The sequence below is a fragment of the Streptomyces davaonensis JCM 4913 genome, from assembly GCF_000349325.1.
GTDB lineage: Bacteria > Actinomycetota > Actinomycetes > Streptomycetales > Streptomycetaceae > Streptomyces > Streptomyces davaonensis.
Map to the genome: position 1 here is coordinate 3176743 of NC_020504.1, position 19260 is coordinate 3196002.

20 protein-coding genes are annotated in these 19260 nt (G+C 70.4%); 1 reads left to right on the plus strand and 19 read right to left on the minus strand.

Annotation, left to right across the window (positions count from 1 at the left end; translation table 11 throughout):
• Positions 1 to 72 precede the first annotated feature (72 nt).
• The 17 genes from whiG to proS form a co-directional block, all read right to left on the minus strand.
• Positions 73 to 915, minus strand: a complete 843-nt coding sequence (whiG, locus tag BN159_RS13585; protein ID WP_015657559.1) for an RNA polymerase sigma factor WhiG — start codon at positions 913 to 915, stop codon at positions 73 to 75.
• 282 nt (positions 916 to 1197) lie between these two features.
• A complete protein-coding gene (gene dprA, locus BN159_RS13590) occupies positions 1198 to 2358 on the minus strand; it encodes a DNA-processing protein DprA (protein WP_041819235.1) in 1161 nt (386 codons plus the stop codon).
• Positions 2355 to 3980 carry a YifB family Mg chelatase-like AAA ATPase gene (locus tag BN159_RS13595; RefSeq protein ID WP_015657561.1) on the minus strand — a complete coding sequence of 542 codons (1626 nt, stop codon included), beginning with the start codon at positions 3978 to 3980 and terminating at the stop codon, positions 2355 to 2357. Before BN159_RS13595 ends, dprA begins: the two co-directional genes overlap by 4 nt.
• Positions 3980 to 4342 carry a YraN family protein gene (locus BN159_RS13600; protein WP_015657562.1) on the minus strand — a complete coding sequence of 121 codons (363 nt, stop codon included), beginning with the start codon at positions 4340 to 4342 and terminating at the stop codon, positions 3980 to 3982. Before BN159_RS13600 ends, BN159_RS13595 begins: the two co-directional genes overlap by 1 nt.
• An 88-nt stretch (positions 4343 to 4430) precedes the next feature.
• Positions 4431 to 4739, minus strand: a complete 309-nt coding sequence (locus BN159_RS13605; protein ID WP_003993268.1) for a DUF2469 domain-containing protein — start codon at positions 4737 to 4739, stop codon at positions 4431 to 4433.
• Between the two features lie 56 nt (positions 4740 to 4795).
• Positions 4796 to 5302: an NUDIX hydrolase gene (locus tag BN159_RS13610; RefSeq protein WP_015657563.1), complete on the minus strand. Its 507-nt coding sequence runs from the start codon at positions 5300 to 5302 to the stop codon at positions 4796 to 4798.
• Positions 5292 to 6062 carry a signal peptidase I gene (gene lepB, locus BN159_RS13615; protein WP_015657564.1) on the minus strand — a complete coding sequence of 257 codons (771 nt, stop codon included), beginning with the start codon at positions 6060 to 6062 and terminating at the stop codon, positions 5292 to 5294. Before lepB (BN159_RS13615) ends, BN159_RS13610 begins: the two co-directional genes overlap by 11 nt.
• A 51-nt stretch (positions 6063 to 6113) precedes the next feature.
• On the minus strand, positions 6114 to 7073 hold the full coding sequence (gene lepB, locus BN159_RS13620) for a signal peptidase I (RefSeq protein WP_041819239.1): 960 nt from the start codon (positions 7071 to 7073) through the stop codon (positions 6114 to 6116).
• A complete protein-coding gene (gene lepB / locus BN159_RS13625; protein WP_015657566.1) occupies positions 6964 to 8052 on the minus strand; it encodes a signal peptidase I in 1089 nt (362 codons plus the stop codon). Before lepB (BN159_RS13625) ends, lepB (BN159_RS13620) begins: the two co-directional genes overlap by 110 nt.
• Positions 8045 to 8761: a signal peptidase I gene (gene lepB, locus BN159_RS13630; RefSeq protein ID WP_015657567.1), complete on the minus strand. Its 717-nt coding sequence runs from the start codon at positions 8759 to 8761 to the stop codon at positions 8045 to 8047. The genes lepB (BN159_RS13625) and lepB (BN159_RS13630) overlap by 8 nt, the downstream gene beginning before the upstream one ends.
• Positions 8762 to 8806: 45 nt before the next feature.
• Entirely contained in the window at positions 8807 to 9157 is a 351-nt protein-coding gene (gene rplS / locus BN159_RS13635) for a 50S ribosomal protein L19 (RefSeq protein WP_015657568.1), read from the minus strand.
• Positions 9158 to 9290: 133 nt separating this feature from the next.
• Positions 9291 to 10124 (minus strand): tRNA (guanosine(37)-N1)-methyltransferase TrmD, encoded by an 834-nt coding sequence (trmD, locus tag BN159_RS13640; protein ID WP_015657569.1) that lies wholly within the window; start codon positions 10122 to 10124, stop codon positions 9291 to 9293.
• Complete coding sequence (gene rimM / locus BN159_RS13645; protein ID WP_015657570.1) at positions 10124 to 10675, minus strand: ribosome maturation factor RimM; 552 nt, start codon at positions 10673 to 10675, stop codon at positions 10124 to 10126. The genes trmD and rimM overlap by 1 nt, the downstream gene beginning before the upstream one ends.
• Positions 10676 to 10763: 88 nt before the next feature.
• Positions 10764 to 11003 (minus strand): RNA-binding protein, encoded by a 240-nt coding sequence (locus BN159_RS13650; RefSeq protein WP_003973401.1) that lies wholly within the window; start codon positions 11001 to 11003, stop codon positions 10764 to 10766.
• Positions 11004 to 11008: 5 nt separating this feature from the next.
• Entirely contained in the window at positions 11009 to 11428 is a 420-nt protein-coding gene (rpsP, locus tag BN159_RS13655; RefSeq protein WP_015657571.1) for a 30S ribosomal protein S16, read from the minus strand.
• 331 nt (positions 11429 to 11759) lie between these two features.
• A complete protein-coding gene (locus tag BN159_RS13660; protein ID WP_015657572.1) occupies positions 11760 to 12356 on the minus strand; it encodes a hypothetical protein in 597 nt (198 codons plus the stop codon).
• A 259-nt stretch (positions 12357 to 12615) separates the two neighbouring features.
• A complete protein-coding gene (gene proS / locus BN159_RS13665) occupies positions 12616 to 14028 on the minus strand; it encodes a proline--tRNA ligase (RefSeq protein ID WP_015657573.1) in 1413 nt (470 codons plus the stop codon).
• Positions 14029 to 14226: 198 nt separating this feature from the next.
• On the opposite strand from proS, the gene BN159_RS13670 reads away from it, so the two are divergent.
• Positions 14227 to 15081: a class I SAM-dependent methyltransferase gene (locus BN159_RS13670; RefSeq protein WP_015657574.1), complete on the plus strand. Its 855-nt coding sequence runs from the start codon at positions 14227 to 14229 to the stop codon at positions 15079 to 15081.
• 68 nt (positions 15082 to 15149) lie between these two features.
• Here BN159_RS13670 and ffh read toward each other — a convergent pair whose 3' ends face one another.
• Positions 15150 to 16700, minus strand: a complete 1551-nt coding sequence (gene ffh, locus BN159_RS13675) for a signal recognition particle protein (protein ID WP_015657575.1) — start codon at positions 16698 to 16700, stop codon at positions 15150 to 15152.
• An 83-nt stretch (positions 16701 to 16783) separates the two neighbouring features.
• Positions 16784 to 19234 carry a [protein-PII] uridylyltransferase gene (locus BN159_RS13680; protein ID WP_015657576.1) on the minus strand — a complete coding sequence of 817 codons (2451 nt, stop codon included), beginning with the start codon at positions 19232 to 19234 and terminating at the stop codon, positions 16784 to 16786.
• Between the last annotated feature and the right edge of the window lie 26 nt (positions 19235 to 19260).

Here is a 19260-nt window from a genome sequence, read left to right on the forward strand (position 1 = left end):
ATCCTTGGCACGTCAACCACTCTACGGACGCACCGCCCGGGACGGGAGTAGCTCCCGCCGACCGACCATGACTCAGCGGCCGAAACTCGCCAGCTTCGCCCGCAACTGAAGTACCGACTTGGTGTGGATCTGACTCACCCGGCTCTCGGTCACCCCCAGCACGTTCCCGATCTCGGCCAGCGTGAGCCCCTCGTAGTAGTACAGCGTCACCACGGTCTTCTCGCGCTCCGGGAGCGTATTGATCGCCCGCGCCAGAAACCGCCGCAGTTCCCGGTCCTCGGCCACCTCCACGGGGTTGTCCGCGGCGGTGTCCTCCAATGTGTCCATGACGCTCAGCCCGTCGCCGCTCTCACCCCCCACATGGAGCAACTCCTCCAGCGCCACCACGTTGGCCAGCGACAACTGGCTGAAGACCGAGTGGAGTTCGTCCACCGCGATCCCCATCTCGGCGGCCACCTCCCCCTCCGACGGCGTCCGCCGCAGCCGCGCCTCCAGCGTCGCGTACGCCCGCTCCACGTTCCGCGCCTTCTGCCGCACCGACCGCGGAATCCAGTCCAGCGCCCTCAGCTCGTCGATCATCGCGCCCCGGATCCGGGTGATCGCGTACGTCTCGAACTTGATCTCCCGGTCGATGTCGAACTTCTCGATCGCGTCGATCAGCCCGAACACCCCCGAGGACACGAAGTCGGCCTGCTCCACGTTGGGCGGCAGCCCGACGCTGACCCGCCCGGCCACGTATTTCACGAGCGGCGAGTAGTGCAGGATCAGCTGCTCACGCAGCCGCTCGTCCCCCGTCGCCTTGTACGACCGCCACAGCTCGTCGAGCGTCGAGGGAGCGGGCGGCCGCACGTTGCCACCGTCGCGGGCGGCTGGGGGGATCGCCGCCCGGTCGGACCCGGAGGTGTGCTGGGGCATTCGTCGCCTTGTGCCGTTCTGCCGTGAAGTGCGGGTGCCTGGGTGAGCTGTCGGTCTGGTACGGGTCTGGTGCCGTGTTGCCGGTCTGCACCGGAATTCACGTGAGCGTAGCGTGACTGGAGTGTTGCGGTGTGCGAAGGCCGAGGCTCGGGGCGTGCGCAGATACGTTCCGCTAGGCGCCCCCTCGGGGCATGCCCGTCGCTCTGTGTGATCGGCCCCGGGCATCAACTGCGGGAATTTCCAAGGGCGTCACGGTTCCCCCGGACGGCCGAACACGCTCGGTCAGCATCGACTCCGACCTCCGCGGACCGAGATCATCGCCTGGCGTGTCAACTTCCAGCCGTCGCCGTGTCGTTCGACGTAACCAAGTGCTCGGAGTTCGTACAGCCGGGCGACGGCGTCGTCATCCGTGGTCTGCGCCCCGCGGGCGATCTCGCCGAGCGGGGCCGCGCGGCTGCCGGGCAGCGCGGCCAGCACCCGACGCGCGCCCGGCGCCAGCAGATCCCGCGGCAGGACGGGCCCGCGCCGGTCGGGCGCGAGCTCCCCCATGTCTCCGACGAGTTCGACGACTTCCGCGGCGTCGGTGACCAGCACGGCCTCCCCGCGCAGCAGCTCGTGCACCCCGGCGGAGAGTCCACTGGTCGCCGGCCCCGGTACCCCCATCGTGTGGCGCCCCAGCCGCTGCGCCGCCCGCGCGGTGGCCAGCGACCCGCTGCGATGCGCGGCCTCGACGACCACGGTGCCCCGGGTGAGCGCGGCGATCACCCGGTTGCGGACGATGAACCTGCTCGGCGTCGGATGATCACCGGGCGGCAACTCCCCGATGACGAGCCCCTGTTCCGCGATCCGAGTGATCAACTGGGTGTGCCCACGGGGGTACGGCCGATCAACCCCGCAGGCCAGCACGGCAACGGTCGCCCCACCCGCGGCAAGAGCCCCCCGATGAGCGGCCCCGTCAACGCCATAGGCACCCCCGGAAACCACCACCCACCCCCGCTCGGCGAGCCCGGACGCCAAGGTGGCCGCCACATGGGCCCCGTACTCCGTACAGGCCCGAGCCCCGACCACCGCCACAGACCGCAACGCCCACATCCGCAGGCTGGGCCGCCCCCGAACCCATAACCCCACGGGCCGAGCATCCCCGAGGTCATCGAGCTGGCCCGGCCACTCCGCATCCCCCGGACACACAAACCGCACCCCCGCCTCCCCGGCGACCTCAAGATCCCGCCCAGGATCAGCCCGTTCAGCCCGAGCCAACAGCCCACCCCACCGCCGCTCGCTGATCCCCTCGAACCGTGGCGCCCTCCCCCGCAACCGCCCGGCAACCTCCCGAGCCCCCACCTCCCGCAACCAGCGCCCGGCGACCTCGTCCCCGGGTTCGAGAACCCTGGCGAGGAAGACCCGGTCGTGGAGTTCGTCGTCGGGATCGTCGGCGCGGCTCACGTCAACGCCCCGATGGCCATGGGGACCCCTCGGGGGACCCCGGTGCGCAGTTGCAGCGCGAGGGCGACGTCCATCGCGTCGGGTCGGTCGTGGCCGACGAGGTCGGCGACGGTCCAGGCGACCCGCAGGACGCGGTCGAGTCCGCGCGCCGTGAGCACGCCGCGCTCCAGGTTCCGCTCGGCCTCGTCCATCGCGCCGGGTGCGGCGTACCAGCGGCTGCGCAGTTCCCGGCCCGGCACCTCGCCGTTCGTCCGCCAGGGTGTGCCGGCCAGGCGGGCGGTCGCTCGCTCTCTGGCCTGCCGAACCCGGGCGGCCACGGTCGCCGTGGACTCGCCCCGGGCGTCGCGCTCGGTGAGTTCGGCGCGGGTGATCCGGTCGACCTCGACCCGTAGATCGACCCGGTCGAGGAGGGGCCCGGAGAGCCGGGCCTGGTAGCGGCGGATCGCGGTGGGCGGGCATTCGCAGAAGTCGTCGTTCTGCGAGAAGCGGCCACAGGGGCAGGGGTTGGCCGCGAGCACCATCAGGAACTTCGCCGGGAACCGGACGACACCCGCGCTGCGTGCGATCACGACATGCCCGGACTCCAGGGGCTGCCGGAGCGCGTCGAGGGCCTGGCCACTGAACTCGGGGGTCTCGTCCAGGAACAGGACGCCTCGGTGGGAGAGCGACACGGCGCCCGGACGGGCGATGCCGGGGCCACCGCCGACCAGTGCCTGCATGGTCGCCGAGTGGTGCGGGGCGCAGTAGGGCGGGATGTCGATCAGGGGCTTGCCCGGAGGCAGCAGTCCCGCCACCGAGTGCACCGCGGTGACCTCCAGCGACTCCTCCCTGGCCAGCCTGGGCAGGATGGCGGGCAGCCGCTCCGCGAGCATCGTCTTGCCCGCGCCGGGCGGCCCTTCCAGGAACAGATGGTGCCCGCCCGCCGCGGCGACCTCCACGGCCGTACGGGCGGAGTGCTGGCCCACGACGTCGGCGAGATCATGCCCGCTGTCGTGTTGTGCCGCTCCGGAGCTGTGCATCCCGGTGGCCGCGCCCGTGCCCGGCACGCGCAGTCCGGCGAGCAGTGGGTCGGGGCGCCCCGGCTCGTCGGGTTCCTCGTCCGGCACGGGTTCGTCCGCCAGCACGGCGATCAGCTGGCGCAGACTGCGCACGCCGAGTACGGAGACGCCAGGTACCAGGGATGCCTCGGCGGCGGCGCACTCCGGCACGACCACCTGTTCGTATCCGGCGCTCGCCGCGGCCAGCACGGCCGGGAGGATGCCCCGGACGGGCCGTACCCGCCCGTCCAGACCCAGCTCCCCGATCATCACGATGTCGGCGAGCACCCGCGGATCGATCCGTTCCGCGGCTCCCAGTACCGCGCAGGCGACAGCCAGGTCGAAGCCACTGCCCGCCTTGGGGACCGATGCCGGGCTGAGTCCCACCGTCAGCTTCTTCTGCGGCCACTCGGCCCCCGAATTCACCACAGCAGCCCGAACCCGGTCCCGGCTCTCGGTCAAGCTCTTGTCCGGCAACCCCACCAGCGTGAAAGCCGCGACGCCCGGTTCCAGGTCGGCCTGGACCTCTACGACCACGCCTTCGACGCCGACGAGGGCCACTGAGCAGGTGCGTGCGAAACCCATCAGGCCACCCCCCGCACGTGCTCGACGACGGGTGCGCCCCGTTCGGGGAGCAGGACTCCGATCACGTCGATGCGGACACCGCCGGGTGGGGCTCCGCCGTGGGTCTGGATCCAGCGTTCGGCCAGATCGCGCAGGCGTTCCGCCTTCTCGGGGGTCACCGCGGCCATGGGATGCTCGAAGCAGTCGCCCCTGCGGGTCTTCACCTCACAGACGACCAGCGCGTCCCCGTCCCGCGCCACGATGTCGATCTCGCCGGTCCGGCCACAGCGCCAGTTGCGCTCCAGGACCGTCATCCCGGCCTCGGCCAGCCGTCGGGCGGCCAGCCTCTCTCCGTACTTGCCGAGTGCACTGCGTGCGTTCATGTCGGCACCACCTCCGGCACCGACGATCACGCATCCGCCCCCATGGAAATGATCTTGGGGGATGACTCCCTAGTTGTGGATAACTCCGTCACCCGCTCGGCAGTTCGAGGTCGCTCTTGTTCAGCTCCTCGATATTCACGTCCTTGAACGTGAGCACCCGCACCTGCTTCACGAAGCGGGCCGGCCGATACATGTCCCAGACCCAGGCATCCGCCATGGACACCTCGAAGAACACCTCCCCCTGGACCGAGTGCACCTGCATCTCGTAGTCGTTGGTGAGGTAGAAGCGCCGCTCGGTCTCGATCACGTATTTGAACAGACCGACGACATCGCGGTACTCCCGGTAGAGCTTGAGCTCCATCTCGGTCTCGTACTTTTCGAGGTCCTCGGCGCTCATGGCATGTTCCCCTTCAGCCGTGCGATCCCACCATTGTGCGCCAGTCCCGCGAGCCCCTAGACGATTTCGGTGTCAAGGGTCACGGGCCCGGCCGGGGGACCTTCGTCGAGCAGCCTGCGCAGCAGCTCGGCGAGTCTGGTCGGATACACCGTCTCATGTGCCCGGGTCAGTTCCTGACACGTCCACCAGCGCGCTCCGGCGACACTGCGCCGCTCCAGCTCGGTCAGGGCGAGGGCCCGCGTCGCCGTCTGTGTCGTACGGGCCAGGTAGTACCACTCGTCCTGGTCCCAGCGGCGCCCCGCGAACGGGAACGAGCACGTCCGCCGCCACAGCACCGGACCGAGATCGACCTCGGTGATGCCGGTCTCCTCCGCGAGTTCCCGCAACGCGGCCTGCTCCCGGGTCTCGTCGCCCTCGACGCCACCGCCCGGCGTGAACCACCAGTCGTCACTCACATCCTCCGGCTCATGGCCGTGCAGGAGCAGAATGCGGTTCTCGGGGTCCAGCAGCACCACCCGCGCGACCTTGCGCAGACCGCCCGCGTACGTGTCCTCAGCGGGCACCCACGGGCTCCGTCCTGGTACGGGACCGGCCGCCGAGCCGCTTCGCCACCGGACCGTAGGCGCCACCGCCGAGCACCAGTACCGCGCCCACCACAATCAGGGCGATCATCATGCGCAGCGGACCCGGCGAGGAGAGCGCGCCCAGCTTCTCGAAGCCGGTGGGGCGCTCCAGCATGCCGTCCATCGGCCAGACGACGGCGTCGACCCGGGCCGTCACCACGTCCCGCGAGACCGTGCCGCTCGCGGCGTCCGTCAGATGTGCGGTGGAGTCCAGCGAGCCCGACCGCTCGTCACCGAGCAGGAACAGCCGTCCCTCGGGGACGGTCACCGTCGGGAAGTTCTGGATCTCGGCCAGGCTGCCCTCGGGCAGATACGGTTCGTCGATCTTCTTGCCGTCGACCGTCAGTTTGCCGTCCGTGCAGCAGGCGACGGTGTCACCGCCGACGGCCACGACCCGCTTGACCACGGGAGCGTTCGCCCAGTTCGCGTCGTTGAAGACCACGACGTCACCACGGCGGATGTCCTCCCCGTCGATCCGCTCGGCCAGCACCCGCTCACCGGCGTCGATGGTCGGCGTCATCGAACTGGTGGGCACGGTGTACGGCCGGTAGATCACCGCCGCCCAGGCGAAACCGCCCAGGAACAGCACCAGGCCCAGCGCCACGGCAATCCCGGACAGTCGCTGTCCGAGCTTGGTGCCCGCCGGGCCGTTGCCTCCGCTGCTCGGCGGGGCCGTACGTGTCGTGCTCTCACCACCCATGGGTCCGCACCCTACCCGGGGGTACGCCCCCGGGTCAGCCCACGGTCTGGATCATTCGGCGCCCTGGCGGGATCGCCGACGGCGCCACAGGGCGATCGGCAGGACACCGGCGAGGGCGAGGCCCTCGGGGGCGACGGCCGCCGCCTGGGCGCTGAGGTTCTGGTCGAAGGTGTCGGGCACCGGCAGGGTGTCCCAGCGGTTGATCGGCCAGGCGACGACGATGGCGCGTCCGACGACCTTGTCGACCGGGACCATGCCCTTGTTGGCGTCCGCCTGGTTGTAGCGGGAGTCCCGGGAGTTCTGCCGGTGGTCGCCCATGACCCAGATGTAGCCCTCGGGCACCTTCACCTTGAACTGGCCGCCCTGGTCGTCCACGGTGCACGGGGTGTTGCCCGGGTAGACGTACGACGTCTCGTTCAGCGCCTTGCCGTTGACCTTCAGCGGGCCGGTGCCCTTGCACTCGACCGTGTCACCGCCGACTCCGATGACCCGCTTGATCAGGTCTTTCTCCTCCGCCGACGGCATCAGGCCGATCCAGCTGAGGAACGTCTGAAGGGCGTTCGGCTCGGGCGTCGGCTCGCCCAGCAGCCACTTGTCGGGGTCGTGGAAGACGACGACCTCGCCGCGCTCGGGCTCGGAGCCGAACCAGGGCGTGAGCTTGTCGACCAGGACCCGGTCGCCCTGCTGGAGGGTGTTCTGCATCGAGTCGGACGGGATGGAGAAGGCCTGCACCAGGAACGTCTTGATCAGCAGCGCCAGCACCAGCGCGATACCGATCAGGATGGGCAGCTCCTTCCAGAAGGAGCGGGGCTTCTTCACCGTGGGGGCCGAGTCACCCGGTCCCTGGTCGTCCGTGCGGGTCCGGTCCCCGGCCGTCGTGGCCTCGTCGGCCGGGCCGGATTCATTCCCGGAGGTCACGGCGCCGTCCGAGGCCGGGGCGGCCGATTCCGCGGGGCGTCCGCGGTCCTCGCCGTCGTGCCCGGATCGTGCGCCTACCGCCACATCCCCCACGCCAACTCCTTACTCTGTGCCGCTGCCTGCCCCAGAGGCGACGCAGGCCCACCACTCCCATAACGAGCGGGAGTTCCGCAGGGGTCGGGAGTCGGATCGTTCCGTTCGGATCGTCGGGGGCAACCCTATGCGACAGCTCGGGAGCCGCGGTCGACCCGGTGGCCGAGTCGGAGACGGATGCGTAGGTTTTCGGTTCGTCCAGGGAGCCCCAGTGACCGAAGGGCCAGGCGATGACCATGGCGCGGCCCACCACCTCGTCCTCGGAGACGGTGCCGCCGTTCTGGTCCTGGTGCGATCGGGAGTCGGCGGAGTCGGCCCGGTGGTCGCCCATCACCCAAAGGCGCCCCTCGGGGACGGTGATGTCGAACGGGGTCTGTGAGGGGGCGTTCCCGGGGAAGAGGTAGTCCTGCTCGGACAGCGGGACGCCGTTGACGGTGACCCGGCCCTGGGTGTCACAGCACTTGACCCGGTCGCCGCCCACTCCGACGACCCGCTTGATCAGGTCCTTCTCGTCCTCCGACGGCAGCAGGCCGATGAAGGTGAGCCCTTCCTTGATCTGCTTGATGACGACGGGGTCTTCCTTCTTGGCGGTGGGCTGCTCGTCCTGGAGCCAGCCGCCCGGGTCCTTGAACACGACGACGTCCCCGCGCTGCGGCTTGGAGCCGAACCACGGGGTGAGCTTGTCGACCAGGACCCGGTCGCCGATCTGGATCGTCTGCTCCATAGAGCCGGACGGGATCACGAAGGCCTGTACGAGGAAGGTCTTCAGGACCAGCGCTATGAGCACCGCGACACCGACCAGGAGCGGGATCTCCTTGATCGCGCTGCGCCTGCGTCGGCGCTTGACCTTGCGCTGGAGCTTGCGGCGCTCCGCGCGTGACCGGCCGCCGGCCGCCGAGAAGGCGCGCCGGGAGCCGGTGGGCAGGAGGTTGTCGGCGGCGCTGCTGGGTGCCCCGCGAGGCTTTCCGCGGTTACCCATGGGCACCGTCCGATTCGGGCACGCGCGCGTAGGCGTCGGGACGCTCCAGGCGGGTCCAGTGGTCGGTGGGCCAGACGATCCAGTCGGCCCGGCCGATGACGTCACCGACGGGGATCATGCCGCCGCCCGGGGAGCCCAGGTGGTCGCGGGAGTCGCTGGAGGCGCTGCGGTGGTCGCCGAGGACGAAGAGGGTGCCCTCGGGCACGACGAGGTCGAAGGAGACGCTCGACGGATCGTCCCCGGCGTACAGGAACGCCGACTCGTCGACCGACCGGCCGTTCACCTGGATCCTCCCCTCCTTGTCGCAGCAGACCACGTGGTCTCCCCCCACACCGACAACGCGTTTGATGTAGTCCGCGTCCCCGAAATACCCGGTTCCGTCGAACACGACGACATCGCCACGCTGCGGCTGAGCACCGAAACGGTACGCCAACTTATTTACGAGAACGCGGTCCCCGATCCTCAATCCGCGCTCCATGGATCCGCTGGGGATCTGGAACGGCTGGAGCACGAAGGTGTTGAGGAGCAGCAGAAAGACCAGGAAGACCAGCAAGGTCAGGCTGATCCACCCGCCCGGCAGCCAGTGGGTGATCCGCGACACCAACGCGAAACGCGACCGTCCCTCCGGCCCTCTCGCAGCCGAGGTGTCCTCGGTTCCGGAAGGGCGGGAGGAGCGGTCGCGCTCCGTCGGCTGTGCTTCGGTGTCCATCGGGGCCAGATGCTATCCGGCCCCGCTGTGACGTACCGAAAGCGCTCAGTTCTCGCGCTTCTCCTTGATCTTCGCGGCCTTGCCGCGGAGCTCACGGAGGTAGTACAGCTTGGCGCGACGCACGTCACCCTTGGTGACGAGCTCGATCTTCTCGACGATCGGGGTGTGCACCGGGAAGGTGCGCTCGACGCCCACCGAGAAGGAGACCTTGCGGACCGTGAAGGTCTCGCGGACACCGGCGCCCTGGCGACGGATGACTACGCCCTTGAACTGCTGCACACGGGAGCGGTTGCCCTCGATGACGCGGACGTGGACGTTGACGGTGTCACCCGGGCGGAAGGCCGGGAGGTCGCTGCGCAGCGACGCGGCGTCGACGGAGTCGAGCAGGTGAGACATTTCGTCTGCTTTCTTCACCCATGCCACAGGTCATGGGCGGGAGCTAGGTGTTCCAGAGGATGCTGTCCGCGTCGGGGCGGGCGTCGTGTCCCCCTGCGGCAGGGGCGCACGCCGGACGGCGCACAACAGCGACCTATTCTTCCACGGCCTCGGGCCTGCGCCAAAATCGACCGTGCTGCTCTCCCTCGGGATCGGGCGCCCAGCCCAGGATGGAGAGCATCTCCCGGTCCTTCTTGTCGAAGGTCTTGGGGTCGCAGCGCTCGATCAGGTCCGGGCGGTGGGCCGTGGTGCGCTTGAGGGCCTCGTCTCGCCGCCAGCGGGCGATCTTGCCGTGGTGCCCGCTGAGCAGCACGTCCGGGATGCCACGGCCGCGCCACTCGGGCGGCTTGGTGTAGACGGGCCCCTCCAGCAGGCTGGCCATGGCGCCGGGCGCGAAGGAGTCGTCGCGGTGGGACTCGGCGTTGCCGAGGACGCCGGGCAGCAGCCGGGCCACGGCCTCGGTCATCACCAGTACGGCTGCCTCGCCGCCGGCGAGGACATAGTCGCCGATGGAGACCTCGTAAACCGGCATCCGGGTGGCGTACTCGTCGATGACCCGTCGGTCGATGCCCTCGTAGCGGGCCGGGGTGAAGATCAGCCAGGGGCGCTCGGAGAGCTCCACGGCGAGTTCCTGGGTGAAGGGCCGGCCGCTGGGCGTGGGGACGATCAGCGCGGGCGCGTGGGAACCGGTCTCGTAGCCGTCCGCGAGGACGGAGTCCAGCGCGTCGCCCCAGGGGTCGGTCTTCATGACCATGCCGGGGCCGCCGCCATAGGGCGTGTCGTCGACCGTGTTGTGCCGGTCGTACGTCCAGCCGCGCAGGTCGTGCACCTGGACGTTCAGCTGCCCACGTGCGCGTGCCTTGCCGACCAGGGAGACGTTCAGGGGTTCCAGGTACTCGGGGAAGATCGTGACGACGTCGAGGCGCATTACGAGCCGTCCTCGGCGTCCCGCGAGGAGGCGATCTCCGCCTGGTCGTCGATCAGTCCGGGCGGCGGGTCGATGACGGCCTTCTGCTCGGCCAGGTCGATCTCGGTGACGATCTCCTCGACGAACGGGATCATCACCTCGCTGCCGTCGGCCCGCTCGACGATGAACAGGTCCTGCGAGGGCAGATGCGAGATCTCGGTGATCCGGCCGACCTGCACACCGTCCTTGGTCACCACGTCCAGGTCCATCAGCTGGTGGTCGTAGTACTCGTCCTCCTCCTCGGGCAGCTCGTCGGGGTCGACGTCGGCGATGAGGAGGATGTTGCGCAGGGCCTCGGCGGCGGTGCGGTCGCGCACGCCCTCGAAGCGCAGCAGCAGCCGGCCGCTGTGCACCCGGCCGGTCTCGATGGTGAGCGGACCGGCGGAGGCGGGGTCGGTGGTCAGTACGGCGCCGGGGCCGAGCCTCAGTTCCGGCTCGTCGGTGCGTACCTCGACGGTGACCTCGCCCTTGATGCCGTGGGCGCGGCCGATCCGGGCGACTACGAGCTGCACTTTTCGAAGATCTCCTGTCGTACGTACGACTGCGGGCCGGGGACGGCCCAGTGGCCCTCCCCGGCCCGAGCCGGTGCTGCGTTCGGCGTCAGCGGACGTGGTCCACGTCGACGAGGTCGACGCGGACACCGCGGCCGCCGATGGCGCCCACGACGGTACGCAGAGCGCGTGCGGTGCGGCCGTTGCGGCCGATCACCTTGCCGAGGTCGTCGGGGTGGACCCGGACCTCCAGCACGCGTCCGCGGCGCAGGTTGCGGGAAGCGACCTGCACATCGTCAGGGTTGTCGACGATGCCCTTCACGAGGTGCTCAAGCGCCTCTTCGAGCATGGTGCTCAGGCCTCGGCCGACGCGGACTCGGCGGCGGCCTCGTCCTTCTTCTCCGCCTTCTTCTTCTGGGTGATGGCCTCACCCTTGCCCTCGTCGTCGCCACCGAGGGCCTCGAACGACGGGCGCGCCTTCTTCGGCTCGGCAACCAGCAGCGGAGCCGGGGCGGGCTCGCCCTTGAACTTCTGCCAGTCGCCGGTCTTCTTCAGGATGGCGAGGACGGGCTCGGTCGGCTGCGCGCCGACACCCAGCCAGTACGCGACGCGGTCGGCGTCCACCTCGATGACCGACGGGTTGTAGGTCGGGTGGTACTTGCCGATCTCCTCGATCGCACGGCCGTCACGGCGGGTGCGGGAGTCGGCGACGACGATGCGGTAGTGAGGCGAACGGATCTTGCCCAGACGCTTCAGCTTGATCTTGACTGCCACGGGAGTGGATTCTCCTGGATTTGACGTGGTTGGGCACGGCGAGATTGCCGCGTGGGGTTGCGGTACCCGAGTGCCCGATGGACGCGTCAGCCGGAGGAGAGAGGGGTCCTGTGCGGCTGTCGAGTACAGCTAGCCATTGTGCCACACCCTGCGGGTCTCCTCGGACCGGGGGCGTGGCCGGGCATGACTGAGGGGCACCCGGCGTTGCAGGTGCCGCTGGGTGGGCCGCGCAGCCCGGCGCTCACGGGGTGCCGCAGGCTCCACGGCACCCCGCCGTCCACTCCCGTCCTGAACCGGCAGCCACGAGATGCCGGTGTTCGACGTGGTGGTGTTACGCCGCGCCCATGACCTCCGGGATGCGGAACGGCTTTCCGCAGCCGCCGCAGACGATGGGGGCCTGGGCCAGGACCGAGGGGACCACGCGGACATTGCGGCCGCAGTCGCAGACCGCCTTGACGCGTACGCCACCGCCGGACGAGCCGTGCCGTGCCGCCGGCCCGCGGAAGCTGCGGGCGGTGTCCGCGGACGTCGCCGCCGTGTGCGCCTTCAGGGCGCGCTGGAGACGCTCGATCGTCGGACGGTAGCGGCGCTTGGCCTCGGGATTGAGCGTGACCAGGGAGAAACCGCTGCTGGGGTGCGGTTCGTCCGGGTGGTCCAGGCCCAGTTCCTCGGCGATGGCAAGGAATCTGCGGTTGTGGTAGCGGCCGGCACGGGAGGTGTCGCGCACTCCGCGGGCGGCGGCGATGCCATGCACCGCCTCATGGAGGAGGCGCTCGAAGGAGAGCTCGTGTCCGCACGCGGACGACGACTCCCCGATCAGGGACTCTGGCGCGGCAAGGTCCGGCAGCTCGGGGTGGTGCCGCTGAATGTCGGCCCACGCCTCTGCCAGCTCTGCGGCGAGAACAGGTGGTGTCTGTGTCGTGCTCACGTAATGACAACGAGCCGGAGTGCCCGTGTGTTCCGATTCCGGGCCATCCCAAATAATTTGCACGTACCCGTCAGTTGCCACTAGTGCGTCCCGACGAGGGCGGGTGCGCTGATCTGCGGAGAACCCTCGCAGCTCCTACCAAGCCGGTGCGTAGTCTGACGTACGTACCGGCGCGTACGCCGTCTCCGCACGCCGGGGTGCCAGTGTCCGGCAGAGGCGCAAGAGGCCTTTCGGTCGCTCTCGCGCCTCCTGCCTCTGTTCAGTAAGCGCGCGCGACGATCGCGACGTTACCCGGCGCGTCCTCGTCGTCCGGCACCGACCCGTCCTCGGCTACCAGACACCGTACGGTCACCGACTGCTCGGCCAGCCTGGCCTCGCCCGACGCACCGAGCGCCGCCCACGGAATGCGCGCCCAGCCGCTCGCGGCGGCCTCGACGGCCTCCTCGACCGTGGACACCTCGGCGGTACGGGACTCCCGCCGTTCCCGGGACTGCTTCAGCAGCAGCGCCTGATCGTCCTCCAGGATCCCCGGCAGCAGTTCCACGAGGGACTCGATGCCCACCGGCTCCTTGCCGCCCGGGATCCGGCGCGCCACCATCGCGGTGCCGTTCTCCAGGTCACGCGGCCCGATCTCGATCCGCACCGGCACGCCCTTGAGCTCCCAGTCGACGGCGCGCCGCCCGAAGGGGACGTCCGTGCGGTCGTCGACCTGGACCCGGATGCCCGCCGCCTTGAGCCGGTCGCCGAGCTCGCGGACCTTGGCCAGAACCGCATCGTCGCCCTTGATCGCGAGGACGACGACCTGGATCTGCGCCAGCCGCGGCGGGACCCGCAGCCCGTTGTCATCCCCGTGAGTCATCACCAGGGCGCCGATCATGCGGGTCGTCGAACCCCAGGAGGTCTGCCAGACCAGCTCCTGCTTGCCTTCCTTCGACAGGTACTGCGTGTTGAAGGCCTTGGCGAAGTTCTGACCCAGCTCATGGCTGGTCGCCAGCTGAAGCGCCTTGCCGTCGCCCATCATGCCTTCGAGCGTGAGGGTGTTGATGGCGCCCGCGAACCGCTCCTTGACGGTCTTGCGACCGGGGACGACGTCCATGGCGAGGACGTTCACCATGAAGTCCTCGTACACCTTGCGATGGATGTGCGCCGCGAAGTCACGGGCGTCCTCGTAGGTGGCGTGCGCGGTGTGGCCCTCCTGCCACAGGAACTCCGTCGTGCGCAGGAAGAGCCGGGGCCTGAGCTCCCAACGCACCACGTTCGCCCACTGGTTGATCAGCAGGGGCAGATCGCGGTAGCTCTGCACCCACTTGGCGAAGTAGTCGTTGATGATCATCTCGGAGGTGGGCCGGACCACCGCCGGCTCCTCCAGCTCCTTGCCGCCGCCGTGCGTCACCACCGCCAGCTCGGGCGCGAAGCCCTCGACGTGGTCGGCCTCCTTGACGAAGTACGACTGCGGGATCAGCAGCGGAAAGTACGCGTTCTGGGTGCCCGTCTCCTTGATGCGGGTGTCCATCTCCGCCTGCATCCGCTCCCACAGTCCGTACCCGTACGGTCGGATCACCATGGTGCCGCGCACTGGCCCGTTGTCGGCCAGCTCGGCCTTGTTGATCAGATCCTGGTACCAGCGCGGGAAGTCATCGGCCCGCGGGGTGAGAACGGGTGCTTTTGCCATGGCGCGATGGTACGGGCCCACGTTGCCGGAATGTGAATTCTCGCCACAGGCGCGGCCCGGCCACAAGCAGGGCCCGACGACCCCTGGACGCCGGGTCGAGCGGGGAGTTACCTGGCATACGGGGGGAGAGTGAGCGCATTTCACGGGGGCTGAGCAAACGGGCACATCGGCAACTCTCGGCGGATTGGGGCGCTTTCGATGACACCTACGCTCGTGCGGCACCACCTGTCTCACGCGGGACCCTCGGCCCGTGTGGACCTGTGGGCACGCGCGCGTGACTGGTCCGAGATCCAGGAGCGGATGCTGGTTCCGCTCTACGAGGCCGTCTACGAACGGCTCGAAGTGGGCTCCGGCACCCGGATGTTGGGCCTCGGGTGCGGTTCCGGACTCGCCTTGCTGATGGCGGCCGCGCGGGGAGCCGCGATCACCGGTGTCGAGCCCTCCTCGCGCGAACGGCTGGCGCTCGCCCGGCAGCGGCTGCTCCCCGAGACCTGGGGCGCACGCGCGCGTGCCGACACCCGGCTGCTGGACGGCTCGCCGGGGGACGCGGCCGACGCGGAGACGCCCGCGTACACCCTGGTGACCGCTTTCGAGCCGGTCGGGTGCCTCGCGGGCGACTCGGAAGGGCTCGGCGAACTGCTGCGAGGGGCGACCCCGCTCGCCGGGCACGGGGCGTCCGTGGTGCTGGCCGGCTGGGGTCCGCCGGAACGCTGCACCACCTCGGCCGTACTGCGCGCCACCGGACTCGCCGATCCACCGCAGGGCACGGGCAGCCGGCGCCCCGCCCATCGCGACGACCTGGAGGAGGTCGCCGAGCGGGCCGGCCTGCGCCCCGACGGCTCCGGCCGGGTGGCGTGCCCCTTCGGATACGCCGACGTCGACAGCGCCGTACGCGGAATGCTGTCGACCGGGCTGTTCGACACCGCGCTCTCCGCGACCGACCCGGCGCAGGTCGAGAAGGAAGTGACGGAGGCGCTGCATCCGTATCAGCGGCCGGACGGAACGGTGTGGATGCCGAACGTGTTCCGGTACCTCATCGCGCGCGTGCCCTGACGCGGCACCCCGGTACGCGCCGAGGGCGCCCCTGACGAGCAGGGACGCCCTCGGCGGTGATGCGGGGGTCAGCCCATGAACTTCTTGAACTCGTCCGGGAGTTCGAAGTCCTGCGGAGCCTGCTGGCCGGGGACGCCGAAGGCGCCGCCCTGAGCCGCGGCCGCGCGCCGGGCGGCCTCCTCCTGCTCCTGCTGCTTGCGCTTCATCGGGTTGCCCGAGCGCTGCTTGCCCTTGGCCTTCTTCGGCTGCTTCTTGGTACGGCCGGGGCCGCCACCCATGCCCGGCATCCCCGGCATGCCGGGCATACCGCCGCCCTGGGCCATGCGGGACATCATCTTGCGGGCCTCGAAGAACCGCTCGACAAGGTTCTTCACCGCGCTGACCTCGACACCGGAACCCTTGGCGATACGGGCGCGGCGCGAGCCGTTGATGATCGTCGGTTCCTGGCGCTCGGCCGGGGTCATCGACTTGATGATCGCGGCGGTGCGGTCGACGTCCCGCTCGTCGAGGCTGTTGATCTGGTCCTTGATCTGGCCCATGCCGGGAAGCATGCCGAGCAGCTTGCTGATGCTGCCCATCTTCCTGACCTGTTCCATCTGGGACAGGAAGTCGTCGAGGGTGAAGTCCTGGCCCTTCTTGGAGGCCAGCTTCTCCGCCATCTTCTGGGCTTCGGCCTGGTCGAAGGTCTTCTCCGCCTGCTCGATCAGGGTGAGCAGGTCACCCATGTCGAGGATGCGGGAGGCCATCCGGTCCGGGTGGAAGGCGTCGAAGTCGTCGAGCTTCTCGCCGTTCGAGGCGAACATGATCGGCTTGCCGGTGACCTGGCGGATCGACAGCGCGGCACCACCGCGGGCGTCGCCGTCGAGCTTGGAGAGCACCACGCCGTCGAAGCCGACGCCGTCGCGGAAGGCCTCGGCGGTGTTGACCGCGTCCTGACCGATCATGGCGTCGACGACGAAGAGGATCTCGTCGGGGCCGACCGCGTCCCGGATGTCCGCGGCCTGCTGCATCATCTCCTGGTCGATGCCCAGGCGGCCGGCGGTGTCGACGATGACGATGTCGTGGACGCGGGACTTCGCGAAGTCGATGGAGTCCTTGGCGACCTTGACCGGGTCACCGACGCCGTTGCCCGGCTCCGGCGCGTACACCGCGACACCGGCGCGCTCGGCGACGACGCTGAGCTGGTTCACGGCGTTCGGCCGCTGGAGGTCACAGGCGACCAGCAGCGGGGAGTGGCCCTGCTCCTTCAGCCACCGGCCGAGCTTGCCCGCGAGGGTGGTCTTACCGGCACCCTGGAGACCGGCCAGCATGATCACGGTGGGCGGCTGCTTGGCGAAGCGGAGACGACGGGTCTCACCACCGAGGATCGTGACGAGCTCCTCGTTCACGATCTTCAGGACCTGCTGCGCCGGGTTCAGCGCCTTGGAGACCTCGGAGCCGAGGGAGCGTTCCTTGACGCTCTTGATGAACGTACGGACGACCGGCAGCGCCACATCCGCTTCGAGGAGCGCGATACGGATCTCGCGCGCGGTGGCGTCGATGTCCGCCTCGGAGAGCCGTCCCTTGCCGCGCAGGTTCTTGAAAGTCGCTGAGAGGCGATCGGAGAGAGTATCGAACACGGCGCTCGCGGTCCTCGGGGTCGGTGGCAGCTGGGAATCGCCCTCCAGGGTATCCCGGCGACGGGAGTCACCGGGATCCCCGTTCAGCCCCTCAGCGTCTCCTCCAGTTTCCGGGCCACCGAAGCCGCCTCCTCACGGGGCAGTGGAGCGCCTTCGGGGCCTGTGACATAAAACGCGTCCACCGCGTTCGCGCCCAGGGTGCTCACGTGCGCGCTCCTCACCCGGACCCTCGCGTCCTCCAGCGCCCGGCCGATGCGGAACAGCAGTCCCGGGGCGTCCTGGGCGCGGACCTCGATGACCGTGGCGAGGCGGGAGGCGGCCGGGTGGACGGTGACGCGGGCGGGCGGGGCCAGGACGCCCCGGCGGCGCGGATAGGCGGCGTCGCGCTCGGCCAGGCGGCCCGCGATGTCCAGGGTGCCGTCCAGGGCGCGGACCAGGTCGGCGCGCAGGCGGGCGGCCTGGGGCAGGGAGCCGTACTCGGCGGCGACCCGCCAGTTCAGCAGCAGGACCGAGCCCTCGACGCCGTCGGGGAGGTCCACGGCGCGCAGCTCGGCGGTGCGGACCGTCAGGCGGTGCATGGCGAGGACTCCGGCCACCGCGGGCAGCACGCCCGGCTGGTCCGGTACCGCGATGAGTAGTTCCACGCCGAGCGGCTCGGGGTCGCCGGTGGGCTGGTCGTCCGTCGGCGGCTCGGTCTGCGCGCGCAGCGCCAGCACCGGGCTGCCCGTCGCGACCGACTCGATGGCGAGCCGCTCCTGCTCGGCGGTCGGGGCGGCGGCCTCCGGCTCCTCCGGAACGTCCCCGGCGAGCACCGCCGAGACGCGTTTGACCAGGTCGGCGACGAGTGAACCGCGCCAGGACGACCAGGCGGCGGGCCCGGTGGCCAGCGCGTCCGCCTCGGTCAGCGCGTGCAGCAGCTCCAGGGTGCCCTGGGTGCCGACCGCCTCGGCGACCGACCGGACCGTGGCCGGGTCCTCCAGATCACGCCGGGTGGCGGTGTCGACGAGCAGCAGATGATGCCGTACGAGGGCGGACAGGACCGCCACGTCCTCGCGGTCGAAGCCGATCCTCGCGGCGACGTCGCGGGCGATGATCTCGCCGGCCACCGAGTGGTCGCCCGGCCAGCCCTTGCCGATGTCGTGCAGCAGGGCCGCGACCAGGAGCAGGTCGGGTCGGTGGACGCGCCGGGTGAACTCGGAGGCGCGCACGGCCGTCTCGATGAGGTGCCGGTCGACGGTCCAGATGTGCACGGCGTTGCGCTGGGGGCGGCAGCGGACCCGCTCCCAGTCGGGCAGGAGGCGAGTGATCAGGCCCTCGGCCTCCAGCGCCTCCCAGACCTCGATGGTCGGGCGGCCGGAGCCGAGCAGGGTGACGAGCTGCTCACGGGCCTCGGCGGGCCAGGGGCTGGGCAGCGGGCGCGTGGTGGCGGCCAGGCGCCGTACGGCGTGCAGGGAGAGCGGGAGTCCGTCCTGGGCCGCGGCGGCCGCGGCGCGCAAGGGGAGCACGGGGTCGCGTTCGGGGCGCGCGGCGCGGGCGAGCACCACCTCGCCGTCCTGTTCCACGACGCCCTCGGCCAACGGGGAGCGCTCGGCGGTCGGTTTCGCGCCACCGCCCAGCATGGCGCGCAGCCTCGGCCGCACGGCGCGCGAACGCAGCACGCGCCCCACTTCACGCCAGGTGACATCACTGGCGTACGAGATGACCCGCGCCGACTCGTACACCTGCCGCAGCAGAGTGTCGGCGTCGAGGAGGCCCAGCTCGGCGGCGACCTGGTCCTGTTCCTGGAGCGCGAGCCGGTCGGTCGCGCGCCCCGTCGCCAGGTGCAGGGCGTCGCGTACGTCGAGCAGTCGGCGCCGGGCGTCGTCGAGGCCCTCGCGCGGGGCGTCGGCCAGCCAGGAGGCGGCGACGGCGCGCAGGATCGTGGCGTCCCTCAGTCCGCCGCGGGCTTCCTTGAGATCGGGTTCGAGCAGGTATTGCAGCTCGCCCTGGCGCTCGGCGCGTTCGGCGGAGAGTTCCTGGAGTTCGGGCAGCCGCTTGGGCGCCTGGTTGCGCCAGTCGGCGAGGACGGCGGTGCGCAGTCCGGCGGTCAGTCCGAGGTCGCCCGCGATGTGCCGGGCGTCGAGGAGGCCGAGCTGGACCTTCAGGTCCTCCCCGGCGGTCTTACGGGCCTCGGCGGGCGTCCGTACCGAGTGGTCCAGGTCGAGGCCCAGGTCCCAGACGGGGTACCAGATCCGGTCCGCCAGGGCGGCGACGGCGTCCTCGTCGGTGCCGTCGTGCAGCAGGAGCAGGTCCAGGTCGCTGCGTGGGGACAGCTCGCCGCGGCCGTAGCCGCCGACCGCGATCAGGGAGATCCCGCGCAGGCCCTCCGCCCCGGCCGCGAACAGGCCGGTGAGCCAGTCGTCGGTGAGCTCCGCGAGGGCGGTACGGCGCGGCGGCCCGGACCGCGCCCCCTCGGTGAGGAGGCGCAGCCGGGCCGCCGCGTAGCCGCTGGGTCCCGAGTCATCTGCTTCTTTCCGCAAGTCCGTACTCGTCACCCAGCGACTCCTGTCTTCACTTCTTG